Source organism: Streptomyces pristinaespiralis, from assembly GCF_001278075.1.
Lineage (GTDB): Bacteria > Actinomycetota > Actinomycetes > Streptomycetales > Streptomycetaceae > Streptomyces > Streptomyces pristinaespiralis.
On record NZ_CP011340.1, the window covers coordinates 5,723,927 to 5,735,884 of the forward strand.

The 11,958-nt window shown below is 70.9% G+C and carries 9 protein-coding genes; 7 read left to right on the forward strand and 2 right to left on the reverse strand.

Going from position 1 to position 11,958, the window contains the following annotated elements:
* Positions 1-4 precede the first annotated feature (4 nt).
* The 5 genes from mreD (at position 5) to SPRI_RS24390 (ending at position 7,766) form a co-directional block, all read left to right on the forward strand.
* Positions 5-676 (forward strand): rod shape-determining protein MreD, encoded by a 672-nt coding sequence (gene mreD / locus SPRI_RS24370; protein ID WP_005317645.1) that lies wholly within the window; start codon positions 5-7, stop codon positions 674-676.
* Positions 677-692: 16 nt separating this feature from the next.
* Entirely contained in the window at positions 693-2,858 is a 2,166-nt protein-coding gene (mrdA, locus tag SPRI_RS24375) for a penicillin-binding protein 2 (protein ID WP_037774649.1), read from the forward strand.
* A 3-nt stretch (positions 2,859-2,861) separates the two neighbouring features.
* Entirely contained in the window at positions 2,862-4,064 is a 1,203-nt protein-coding gene (gene rodA / locus SPRI_RS24380; RefSeq protein WP_005317650.1) for a rod shape-determining protein RodA, read from the forward strand.
* 205 nt (positions 4,065-4,269) lie between these two features.
* Positions 4,270-5,790, forward strand: a complete 1,521-nt coding sequence (locus SPRI_RS24385) for a CYTH and CHAD domain-containing protein (protein WP_053557309.1) — start codon at positions 4,270-4,272, stop codon at positions 5,788-5,790.
* Positions 5,791-5,840: 50 nt separating this feature from the next.
* Positions 5,841-7,766: a TIGR03960 family B12-binding radical SAM protein gene (locus tag SPRI_RS24390; protein ID WP_053557310.1), complete on the forward strand. Its 1,926-nt coding sequence runs from the start codon at positions 5,841-5,843 to the stop codon at positions 7,764-7,766.
* Positions 7,767-7,830: 64 nt separating this feature from the next.
* Here the strand turns inward: SPRI_RS24390 and gudD are convergent, their stop codons facing one another.
* Both gudD and SPRI_RS24400 read right to left on the reverse strand, forming a co-directional pair.
* Positions 7,831-9,177: a glucarate dehydratase gene (gudD, locus tag SPRI_RS24395; RefSeq protein WP_005317657.1), complete on the reverse strand. Its 1,347-nt coding sequence runs from the start codon at positions 9,175-9,177 to the stop codon at positions 7,831-7,833.
* Between the two features lie 266 nt (positions 9,178-9,443).
* The gene (locus SPRI_RS24400; RefSeq protein WP_107082445.1) at positions 9,444-10,247 is read right to left on the reverse strand and encodes a LysR family transcriptional regulator; all 804 of its coding nucleotides are present in this window, start codon (positions 10,245-10,247) and stop codon (positions 9,444-9,446) included.
* A gap of 321 nt (positions 10,248-10,568) precedes the next feature.
* Between SPRI_RS24400 and SPRI_RS38555 the strand changes: the two genes are divergently transcribed.
* Positions 10,569-10,709: a hypothetical protein gene (locus SPRI_RS38555; RefSeq protein WP_158685191.1), complete on the forward strand. Its 141-nt coding sequence runs from the start codon at positions 10,569-10,571 to the stop codon at positions 10,707-10,709.
* Between the two features lie 56 nt (positions 10,710-10,765).
* Entirely contained in the window at positions 10,766-11,944 is a 1,179-nt protein-coding gene (locus SPRI_RS24405; RefSeq protein ID WP_037774650.1) for a hypothetical protein, read from the forward strand.
* Positions 11,945-11,958: the final 14 nt, after the last annotated feature.

Here is an 11,958-nt window from a genome sequence, read left to right on the forward strand (position 1 = left end):
CGTCATGCGTGTCAACCGGATGCTGCTCTCCACGACGCTGGTCGTGGTCGCCCTCGTCATCCAGGTCTCCGTCCTCGCGCGGCTCCAGCTGCCCGGCGCGGTGCCCGACCTCGTACTGCTCGTCGTCCTCGGACTCGCCATGGTCTACGGCCACATGGCCGGGGCGTTCATCGGCTTCGGCGCGGGTCTGCTCGCGGACCTCGCACCGCCCGCCGACCACGCGGCAGGCCGCTACGCGCTCGTCCTGTGCGTCATCGGCTACCTCGCCGGTCTGGTCCGCCCGGAGAACGGCAAGCCACTGCGGTCCGCCAGCGGGCCCATGGCCGTCGTCGTCGCGGCGGCGATCGGTACGACGCTGCTCTACGCATTGGTCGGCGCCCTCGTCGGCGACACCGCCGCCCGCCATGTCGGCCTGGGCAGTCTGCTGTTCACCGCCGCGGTGTACGACCTGCTGCTCGCTCCGTTCACCGTGCCACTGATCATGTGGCTCGCGAGACGCAGTGAGAACGATCCGCTCGCCGAGAGCCAGAGCGCCGGCGCCACGGACGTGGCCGCTGGCTGGCTCGCCTCCGGCACCGGACTGCGCATCGGCAGCCAGCGCGGCGGACTGCGGCTCAGGGCGGCGAAGACCCGGGCCGCGCGGGCCGGGCGCATCAAGGGAGTCAAGCGACTGTGATCGAGGGGGCAGCAGCGTGAGCAACATTCCGGAGACCGGCCGGACCCCCCGGGTCCAGATCCGGCTCGTCATCATCCAGGTACTCGTCTTCTCCCTCCTCCTCACCCTCGGCGGCCGGCTCTGGTACCTCCAGATCCGCAACGGCGACGAATACGCCGACGAAGCCAGCGGCAACCACGTCCAGCGGGTGGTCACACCCGCCGTACGAGGCTCGATCCTCGACGCCCGCGGTGTGCCGCTCGCCGACAACGAGACCCGTCTCGTGGTCTCCGCGTCCCGCACCGAGCTGCTGAAGATGAAGGACGACGGGGAGGCCGTCCTCACCCGGCTCGCCGGCGTCCTCGGCATGAAGCCGAAGGAGGTCATGGACAAGGTCCGCCTCTGCGACTCCAAGACCCCGCAGCCCTGCTGGAACGGCTCCCCGTACCAGCCGATCCCGGTCACCGACGAGGCCACCACCCAGCAGGCACTGCAGATCCGGGAGCGCTCGGAGGACTTCCCCGGCATCACCGCCGAACCCACCGCCGTACGCCGCTACACGGCCCCCGCCAAGGCCCGGACCGCGCAGGTGCTCGGCTATCTCTCGCCGGTCACCGACGAGGAGATCCAGAAGGCAAAGGACTCCGACTCGCCCTACCTGCGCTCCGACCAGGTCGGCCGCTCCGGCCTCGAGCGCACCTACGACAAGGCACTGCGCGGCAAGGCAGGCGTCACCTCGTACGAGGTCGACAAGCTCGGCCGGGTCATGGGCGAGGCGGAGGCGGACCCGGGCGTGCCCGGATCCCACCTCGTCACCAGCATCGACGCCCGTGTCCAGGCCGTCGCCGAGTACGAGCTCCACCAGGCGATGAAGACCGTCCGCGGGGAGACCGACAAGATCACCGGCCGCCCCTACGAGGCCGACGCGGGCGCCGTCGTCGTCATGGAGGCCAAGACCGGCCGGGTCGTCGCCATGGCGTCCCAGCCCGACTACGACCCCAACGCCTGGGTCGGCGGCATCTCCGCCAAGGACTACGCCAAGCTCACCGGCAAGGAATCCAACTACCCGCTGCTCAACCGGGCCACCCAGGGCCAGGCACCCGCCGGCTCCGTCTTCAAGGTCGTCTCGGCCAGCGCGGCCGTGCGGGCCGGCCACCCCTTCGACGACCTCTACAACTGCAGCAGCTCCTACAGCATGGGCAACCGGAGCTTCGCCAACTTCGAGTCCCAGGGGCACGGCCCCATCACCCTCGGCGACGCCCTCAAGTACTCCTGCAACACCGTCTTCTACCGACTCGGCCACCAGGAGTGGCAGCGCGACGGCGGCCTCAAGCCCAAGAAGAACGCCCACGACTGGTTCTACCGGACCGCCCACGACTTCGGGTTCGGCTCCGAGACCGGCATCGACCTCCCGAACGAGGTCAAGGGCCGCATCCCCGACCGTCACTGGAAGCAGGCCTTCTGGGAGGCCAACAAGGACTCCTGGTGCAAGCAGGGCAAGAAGGGCGGCACCTACGTCCAGCAGATCGCCTATGAGAGCTGCCTCGAAGGCAACCAGCTGAAGGCCTTCGACAGCATCAACTTCGCCATCGGTCAGGGCGACGTGCTCATCACCCCGATCCAGCTGGCCACCGCCTACGCCGCCATCAGCAACGGCGGCACCCTCTACAACCCCACGATCGGCAAGGCCGTCGTCAGCCCCGACGGCAAGAAGATCGAGGAGATCGAGCCCAAGGCCCACGGCAAGCTCCCGGTGAACGCCGAGACCATCAAGGACCTCGACAAGGGACTGCGTTCCGTCGTCGAGCCCGGCGGCACCGCCGCCTGGAGGTTCGGCGGCTGGCCCCAGGACAAGATCCCGATGCGGGCCAAGACCGGCACCGCGCAGGTCTACGGCAAGCAGACCACCTCGTGGTTCGCCACCTACACCGACGACTACACGATCGTCATGACGATCTCCCAGGGTGGTACGGGCTCCGGCGCGTCCGGTCCCGCCGTGCGCAACATCTACGACGCGATCTACGGCCTGGACAAGGAAGGCAACCAGGACCTCAAGCGGGCCCTGCTGCCCAAGCCGCAGCAGACCCTGCCCAAGATCTCCCCGGACGGCTCGATCGAGGCCCCCGAGGTCAAGCCCTACGTTCCTCCGAAGCCGAAGGACGCCCAACCAGTGCTCGCGGGACCACCCGTGCGGAGGGACTGACACATGACAGGCGCAGGCGGCTTCTCCGTCCCGGGATACGGCCCGGAGCGCGGCGGGGTCTGGACCAGGCTCACGGCCCGTGACTCCGTGGTGCGCAGGCTCGACTGGCCGATCCTGCTCTCCGCGATCACGCTCTCCCTGCTCGGCGCGCTCCTCGTGTGGTCCGCCACGCGGGGCCGCACCGAACTCAACCAGGGCGACCCGTACTACTTCCTCGTCCGGCACCTGCTCAACACCGGTATCGGCTTCGTCCTGATGGTCGGGACCATCTGGCTCGGCCACCGGACCCTGCGCGGCGCCGTCCCGTTCCTCTACGGGCTCTCCGTGGTGCTCGTGGTGCTCGTCCTCACCCCGCTGGGCGCCACCATCAACGGCGCGCACGCCTGGATCCAGCTGGGCGGCGGCTTCTCGCTCCAGCCCTCCGAGTTCGTGAAGATCACGATCATCCTCGGGATGGCGATGATGCTCGCGGCCCGCGTCGACGCGGGCGACCAGGTGCACCCCGACCACGGGACCGTCGCCAAGTCGCTCGGCCTCGCCGTCCTGCCGATGGTCATCGTCATGCTGATGCCGGACCTCGGCTCGGTCATGGTCATGGTCGTCATCGTCCTCGGCGTGCTGCTCGCCTCCGGCGCGTCCAACCGCTGGGTCTTCGGCCTCATCGGCGCCGGAGCGGCGGGCGCGATCGCCGTCACGGCGCTCGGACTGCTCGACGAGTACCAGATCAACCGCTTCGCCGCCTTCGCCAACCCCGAACTCGACCCGGCCGGCGTCGGCTACAACACCAACCAGGCGCGCATCGCGATCGGGTCCGGCGGGCTGTACGGCGAAGGGCTCTTCAACGGCCACCAGACCAGTGGCCAGTTCGTGCCCGAGCAGCAGACCGACTTCATCTTCACGGTCGCCGGCGAGGAGCTCGGCTTCCTCGGCGCCGGGCTGATCCTCGTGCTGCTCGGCGTGGTGCTGTGGCGCGCGTGCCGGATCGCCCGCGAGACGACGGAGCTCTACGGCACGATCGTGGCCGCCGGGATAATCGCGTGGTTCGCCTTCCAGTCGTTCGAGAACATCGGCATGGCGATGGGCATCATGCCGGTCGCGGGCCTGCCGCTGCCGTTCGTGTCGTACGGAGGCACGTCGATGTTCGCGGTGTGGATCGCGATCGGGCTGCTGCAGTCGATCCGGGTCCAACGCCCCATAAGCGCGTAGCCCTCGAGCGGGCGGCCCACCCGGCCCCGGTGGCGACACGTCCCCGGGGCCGCGTGCTGCCGTCCCGCGGGGGGTCCGGCGCCGGCGTCTTCGGGCGTGTCCCGGTCCGCGAGCGGTGCTCCTGGCCGTGCCCGGTCCGTGAGCGTGACGCCCGTGCGGCGCGGGTGGGCTGCCCTCCGCGGCGGCGCGCGGCTAGATTCGATGTATGGCGGACACCAAGCGCGAGATCGAGCGGAAGTACGAAGCCACCCCCGACACCCCGTTGCCCGACCTGACCGAAGTGCCCCGTGTGGCCGGGGTCGTGGGGAAGGGCGTGGCCGAGCTGGATGCCGTGTACTACGACACCGCCGATCTGAGGCTGGCCGCCTCGTCCGTCACTCTGCGGCGCAGAACCGGAGGCGCCGATGCGGGGTGGCATCTGAAGCTGCCCGTGGCGCCCGGAGTGCGGGACGAGATCGCCGCGCCCCTGTCCGACGGTGTGCCGGACGACCTGGCCGGCCTCGTTCGGGTGTACACGCGGGGCCGTGAGCTCGTGCCCGTGATGCGGCTGCTGTCCTCGCGGGACGTACAGCACCTCGTCGACGCCGACGGCGCCCTCCTCGCGGAACTCAGCCGGGACGCCGTCGTCGCGGAGCGCCTCCATGGCGGTGAGGGGACCGCGCAGTGGGACGAGATCGAGGTGGAGCTCGCCGACGGCGGCGACCCCGCGTTTCTCGACACCGTCCACAAGAAGCTCAGGAAGGCGGGCGTCCGCACGGCCGCCGCGCCGTCCAAGCTGGCCAGGGCACTGACGGCGACCGGGGACGGTCCTGCGGAGCGCGAGGGAGGGACAGGGCCGGCGCGGACGGCGGGCGATCACGTTCTCGCCTATCTGCGGAAGGAGGTCGCCGCGGTCGTCGCCCACGACCCCGGGGTGCGCCGCGACCTGCCCGACGCCGTGCATCAGATGCGGGTCGCCACCCGGCGGCTGCGCAGCGCCCTGCGGTCGTACCGGAGGGTCGTCGACCGCGAGGTCACGGGGCCCCTGATCGACGAGCTCAAGTGGCTCGCCGGGGAGCTGGGCGTCGCCCGTGATCAGGAGGTGCTCGCGGAACGGCTGGCCGAGCGGGTCGACGCCGTGCCCGTGACGCTGCTCCTCGGCCCGGTGGACGCGCGGCTGACCGCGTGGGCCGTGGCCGGCGCGGCGGACGCGCGGAAGACGGTGATCGCCGCGCTCGACAGCGACCGCTATCTCGCCCTGCTCGACGCGCTGGACGCGCTGTGCGCCCGCCCACCCCTGTTGAAGGCGGCAGCGGGAGAGCCCGGGGCCGTACTCGCCAAGGCCGTGCTGAAGGAATACGACCGGCTGGCCGCCCGTATGGACAGGGCCCTGTCCCTGCCGGAGGGGGAGGAGCGGGACCACGCCATGCACGACGCCCGCAAGGCGGCCAAGCGCGCACGGTACGCCGCCGAGGTCGCGCGGCCCGCGCTCGGCAAGGCCGCCAAGCGGTTCGGGAAGCGCATGAAGGCCGTGCAGAGCGTCCTCGGCGACCACCAGGACAGCGTCGTCGCCAGGGAGGCGCTGCGTGACCTGGCGGTCCGGGCCCACGCCGCTGGGGAGACCACCTTCGTCTGGGGACTGCTGTACGGCCGGGAGGAGGCCCGGGCACGGGCGCGGGAGGCGGAGCTGCCCGGGGTGTGGGCGGAGACGTCGGTCCCCCGGATCCGGACGGCTCTCGCCCGCTGAGCGGGCGGGTACGCTTGAGAGTCGCCCCCTTGCCAGCCCAGAAGGTTTCCATGTCTGCCGAGTCGGTCTTCCCACAGCTCGAAGCGCTGCTCCCGCATGTGCAGAAGCCCATCCAGTACGTCGGCGGTGAGCTGAACTCCACCGTCAAGCCCTGGGAGTCCTGCGACGTCCGCTGGGCGCTCATGTACCCGGACGCCTACGAGGTCGGTCTGCCCAACCAGGGCGTCATGATCCTCTACGAGGTCCTGAACGAGCGCGAGGGCGTGCTGGCCGAGCGCACGTACAGCGTCTGGCCGGACCTCGAGGAGCTGATGCGTGAGCACAAGGTCCCGCAGTTCACGGTGGACAGCCACCGGCCCGTCGGCGCGTTCGACGTCTTCGGGCTGAGCTTCTCCACGGAGCTCGGTTACACCAACATGCTCACGGCCCTCGACCTGGCGGGCATCCCGCTGGAGTCCAAGGACCGCACGGTGGACCACCCGATCGTGCTGGCCGGCGGGCACGCGGCGTTCAACCCCGAGCCGATCGCGGACTTCATCGACTGCGCGGTCATCGGCGACGGCGAGCAGGCCGTGCTCGACATGACCGAGATCATCCGCGCGTGGAAGGCCGAGGGCCGCCCGGGCGGGCGCGAGGAGGTCCTGTTCCGTCTCGCGAAGACCGGCAACGTGTACGTGCCGCGCTTCTACGACGTCGAGTACCTGCCCGACGGCCGCATCGGCCGTGTCGTCCCGAACAGGTCGGGCGTGCCGTGGCGGGTGTCCAAGCACACCGTCATGGACCTCGACGAGTGGCCCTACCCGAAGCAGCCGCTGGTCCCGCTCGCCGAGACCGTCCACGAGCGGATGTCCGTCGAGATCTTCCGCGGCTGCACCCGCGGCTGCCGCTTCTGCCAGGCCGGCATGATCACGCGCCCCGTGCGGGAGCGAAGCATCACCGGCATCGGCGACATGGTGGAGAAGGGTCTCAAGGCGACCGGCTTCGAGGAGGTCGGCCTGCTGTCGCTGTCCTCCGCGGACCACAGCGAGATCGGCGACATCGCGAAGGGCCTCGCGGACCGGTACGAAGAGGACAAGATCGGCCTCTCGCTGCCCTCGACCCGTGTCGACGCGTTCAACGTCGACCTGGCCAACGAGCTGACGAGGAACGGCCGCAGGTCCGGCCTGACGTTCGCCCCCGAGGGCGGCTCCGAGCGCATGCGCAAGGTCATCAACAAGATGGTCTCGGAGGAGGACCTGATCCGTACGGTCGCCACCGCCTACGGCAACGGCTGGCGCCAGGTGAAGCTGTACTTCATGTGCGGCCTGCCGACGGAGACCGACGAGGACGTCCTGCAGATCGGCGACATGGCGGTCAACGTCATCGCCAAGGGCCGCGAGGTGTCCGGCTCCAACGACATCCGCTGCACCGTGTCCATCGGCGGCTTCGTGCCCAAGCCGCACACGCCGTTCCAGTGGGCGCCGCAGCTGAGCGCGGAGGAGACCGACGCGCGCCTCGAGAAGCTGCGCGACAAGATCCGCGGCGACAAGAAGTACGGCCGCTCGATCGGCTTCCGCTACCACGACGGCAAGCCCGGCATCGTCGAGGGCCTGCTGTCGCGCGGTGACCGCCGTGTCGGCGCGGTCATCCGCGCCGTGTACGAGGACGGCGGCCGCTTCGACGGCTGGCGCGAGCACTTCTCGTACGACCGCTGGATGGCGTGCGCCGAGAAGACGCTGCCGGACTTCGGCGTCGACGTCGACTGGTACACCACCCGTGAGCGCACGTACGAGGAGGTCCTGCCCTGGGACCACCTGGACTCCGGTCTCGACAAGGACTGGCTCTGGGAGGACTGGCAGGACGCCCTCGACGAGACCGAGGTCGAGGACTGCCGCTGGACGCCGTGCTTCGACTGCGGCGTGTGCCCGCAGATGGACACGCACATCCAGATCGGTCCGACGGGCAAGAAGCTGCTCCCGCTGACCGTCGTGAAGTAGCGCCGCCAGGACATCGGAAAGGGCCCGGCCGCGGGGAAACCCGCGGCCGGGCCCTTTCGTGGGCTCACCGCACCAGCGCGGGCCGCTTGCTGTCGAACTCCCAGCCGGGCACCAGGTGACGCATGGCGGTCGCGTCGTCCCTGGACCCGAGCCCCAGGCTGCGGTAGAGCTCGTGGGCCGCCTCCACCTGCTCCATGTCGAGCGTGACGCCGAGACCCGGGCGTACGGGTACCTCGAGCATGCCGTCCTTGATCTCGAACGGTGCGGTCGTGAGCCGCTGGCCGTCCTGCCAGATCCAGTGGGTGTCGATGGCCGTGATCTCGCCGGGAGCCGCGGCGGCGACATGGGTGAACATGGCCAGCGACACGTCGAAGTGGTTGTTGGAGTGCGAGCCCCAGGTCAGTCCCCACGCCTCGCAGAGCTGGGCGACCCGCACGGAACCCTGCATGGTCCAGAAGTGCGGGTCGGCCAGCGGGATGTCGACCGCGTCGGCGCGAACGGCGTGGCCGAGCTGCCGCCAGTCGGTGGCGATCATGTTGGTGGCGGTCCGCAGCCCGGTGGCGCGCCGGAACTCGGCCATCGTCTCGCGGCCGGAGTAGCCGCCCTCCGGGCCGCAAGGGTCCTCCGCGTAGGCGAGGACGCCGGCCAGCTCGCGGCCCAGCGCGACGGCTTCCTCCACCGGCCAGGCGCCGTTGGGGTCCAGCGTGATCCGGGCCCCGGGGAAGCGCTCGGCGAGGGCCCGGACCGCCTCGGCCTCCTGCCGGCCCTCCAGGACACCGCCCTTGAGCTTGAAGTCCTGGAACCCGTAACGCCGCTGGGCCGCCTCCGCGAGGGCGACGACAGCGGCGGGGGTGAGCGCCTCCTCGTTCCGCAGCCGCAGCCAGTCGTCCTGGGCGTCCGGCTCGCTGCGGTAGGGCAGGTCGGTGCGCCCGCGGTCGCCGATGTAGAAGAGGTAGCCGAGCACGGGCACGCGGTCCCGCTGGCGCCCCTCACCGAGCAGCGCGCTCACGGGCACACCCAGATGCTGTCCGAGAAGGTCGAGCAGGGCGGACTCCAGGGCGGTGACGGCATGCACCGTGATCCGGAGGTCGAAGGTCTGCGAGCCCCGCCCGGCGGTGTCCCGGTCCGCGAAGCGCTCGCGGACCGCGCGCAGGACCGCTTGGTACCGGCCGAGGGGCTCCCCGGCCACCAGGTCCTCGGCCTCCTGCAGAGTGGAGCGGATCTTCTCGCCGCCAGGGACCTCGCCGACCCCGGTGCGTCCCTCGGAGTCGGTCAGGACGACGAGATTGCGGGTGAAGTAGGGGGCGTGGGCGCCGCTGAGGTTCAGCAGCATGCTGTCCTGGCCCGCGACGGGGATGACGCGCATCGAGGTGACGACTGGCTGGGAGGTGCCGGAAGGCGCGGCGCTCATGGGAGTCCTCGGGTCGGTGGTACGGGGCGGGGGAGGAGCGACGGCGTGGCCGGGACCGGGGCGGGAGGCGGGTGCGGCTCGACCCGGTCCCCGACGGACCAGGGCAAGAGGTGAATGCTGTCGCCGGAAGGAGCACCTGTCCCTGGTGAGGCTCCGGCGGACTCTCCCTACAGAGGAAGCTAGGAGCCGCACGGATACAGGTCCAACACCCGTTTCGTATCCTGTGATGCCGAAAAGGAATCGGACGGCGAGGCCTCCCACGGGCCTCACAGATGTTCGAGAAGAGCGCTCAGGGCGGGGTTGTCGTTGTTGGTACGCCAGGCGAGCGTGAGCTCGACGGGCGCCGGGGCGGTCAGCCGTACGGGTCGGAAGACGACGCCGGCGTAGCGCAGCAGCGCGGCGGTCTCGGGCACCAGCGCCACTCCCCAGCCGCCGTTGACCAGCGCCAGGATGCTGTGGACCTGGCTGAGGTACTGGGAGAAGACGGGGGTGATCCCGGCCGCGCGGAAGACGCTGATCAGGAGTTCGTGGAAGTAGCGCGCCTCCACGGGCGAGTACATCAGGACCTCCTGCCTGTCGAAGGCCCTGATGTCGAGCGGTTCACCGTCGTCGGCGGCGGTGGCGAGCGGATGGCCGACGGGCAGGGCGGCGACGAGCTGTTCCCGTACCGCCGGCCGGTACGTCAGGTCCGCGTCGGTGACGGGCGGCCGGACCAGGGCCAGATCGAGGCCGGACGCGCCCAGTGCCTCCAGCTGATCGCGAGTCACCATCTCCCGGAGCACGATCTCCACCCCCGGCACCGAGGCGCGGGCGGTGGCCAGCAGTGTGTCGAGCATGGAGTAGGCGCCGGCGGCTGTGAAGCCGATGGCGATGCTGCCCGCTTCGCCGGCCGAGACCTGCCGCACGGCCAGGGTGGCCTGTTCCGCCTGGCGGAGGATGCGCCGGGCGTCATGGAGAAAGGCGCGCCCCGCCGGTGTCAGCCGTACGGAGCGGTTGGAGCGGTCGAACAACTGGGCACCCAGGAACCCCTCCAGCAGCTGGATCTGCCGGCTGAGGGGCGGCTGTGTCATCCGGAGGCGTTCGGCTGCCCGGCCGAAGTGTGCAGTTCCTCGGCGACGGCCACGAAGGTGGTCAGCTGCGACAGCGTGAACAATGATGCTCTCCCGGTATCAGTGCATGCGTTTTTCGTGTTGGACGGGAATCGTTTCGCGATCCTAGACCTCGCAGAGGAACCCGCCGACGCGCCGCCGAGCGGTCCGGCCGGGCTCTCGAGCCTTGGAACTCCTGGCCGGGCGCCTCGTCTTCAACGGCCGGCCCACCGGCGTGGAGGTCGGTCACGCCCTGAGCCAAGGAGGTCCTACCCCGCCACCTCCGCCCCGGCGACCACCTCGGTGGGCATCGGTGCCGTCGAACGCTTCCTGCGGCCCGTCAGTTACCAGAACGTCCCGGCGGCGCTGCTGCCGCAGGAGCTGCTCGACGACGATCCGCTGCGCGTCGTACGCCGTGGCGAGGGAGCCACCCGCCCCGCGTGAGCGGGAAAAATCGCTGGTAAGGGATCCGAACAGGCCTCCGCCGCGTCATCTCTGTCATGGACTTGGAGAAGCCGCCGCAGGGGACCGCCCCGCAGCGCCACGGCGCGCACACGGCCCCGAAGGACTACGAGCCGGGCGACGGCTGCCTCGCGCAGGTAGTCCGGATCCCGGTGCGCGTCGTGGTGCTGCTCGTCGTCGTCCCCGTGCGGATGGTGTGGGACGTCCTGGTCCTGTGCGGCAGGGCCGTGGAGCGGGTGCTGCTGAGGCCGCTCGGGCGGGCGCTGGCCTGGGTCTTCGAGAAGGTGCTCACCCCCGTGGCGCGTGCCGTGGGGTGGGTGGCCACCGTCATCGCCAAGGCGTTGTTCTACTGGCCGTGGGTGGCGCTGTGGCGGTACGTGGTGGTGCCGGTGGTGACGTACGGGCTGGTGGTGCCCGTGGTGTGGGTGTACCGGCAGTTGCTGACCCCGCTCGGCCACGGCATCGCCTGGCTCGTGGAGCACCTGCTCCTCGCGCCGGCGCGGTGGATCGCCCGCACGCTCCTCACGCCGCTCGGCCACGGGCTCGCGGCCGTGCTGACCTGGCTCGGCAAGGCGTTGTTCTACTGGCCGTGGGTGGCGCTGTGGCGGTACGTGGTGGTGCCGGTGGTGACGTACGGGCTGGTGGTGCCCGTGGTGTGGGTGTACCGGCAGCTGCTGACTCCGCTCGGCCACGGCGTCGCCTGGCTCCTGCGCGCCCTCGGCCGGGGCTGCGTCCAGCTGGTGCGGACGCTGCTGGTGGTGCCCGTGGTGTGGCTGTACCGGTACGTCCTCGCCCCCGTCGGCCGGGAGATCTCGGCGGCGCTCGCCGTGGCCTGGCGGATCGCCGGCTACATCTCGCGTGCGGTCGGCCGCGGACTGAAGTGGTTCGCGTGGAACCTGGTGGGCCGCCCGGCGCGCTGGTTCTACCGCGGCGTGTGCACGCCCGTCGGGCACTTCGTGCGCGATGCCGTGTGGCGCCCGGCCGCCAGGGCCGCCGCGCAGGCGGGCCGCGCGGCGGCGGCGGCGCTCGCGTCGGCGCGCGAAACCGTGCGTCAGGCACGGCGCGACGCCTGGCGTGCGCTGATCGGCGCGCCCCGCGAGCCGCGGCCCGTGGTGGGCACGGCGGGTCAGGCGCGTAACCTGGGTGGCAGACAACAAACACAGACCGTTCCCGGCGTGGCGGCCGAACCCGAGATCTCCCTGCACAAGCAGGGGTGAACCGCTCGGCCCCC

Coding starts and splice junctions, on each gene's coding strand:
- mreD (WP_005317645.1), top strand. CDS start 5: ATGCGTGTCAACCGGATGCTGCTCTCCACGACGCTGGTCGTGGTCGCC.
- rodA (WP_005317650.1), top strand. CDS start 2,862: ATGACAGGCGCAGGCGGCTTCTCCGTCCCGGGATACGGCCCGGAGCGC.
- SPRI_RS24385 (WP_053557309.1), top strand. CDS start 4,270: ATGGCGGACACCAAGCGCGAGATCGAGCGGAAGTACGAAGCCACCCCC.
- SPRI_RS24390 (WP_053557310.1), top strand. CDS start 5,841: ATGTCTGCCGAGTCGGTCTTCCCACAGCTCGAAGCGCTGCTCCCGCAT.
- gudD (WP_005317657.1), bottom strand. CDS start 9,177: ATGAGCGCCGCGCCTTCCGGCACCTCCCAGCCAGTCGTCACCTCGATG.
- SPRI_RS24400 (WP_107082445.1), bottom strand. CDS start 10,247: ATGACACAGCCGCCCCTCAGCCGGCAGATCCAGCTGCTGGAGGGGTTC.
- SPRI_RS24405 (WP_037774650.1), top strand. CDS start 10,766: ATGGACTTGGAGAAGCCGCCGCAGGGGACCGCCCCGCAGCGCCACGGC.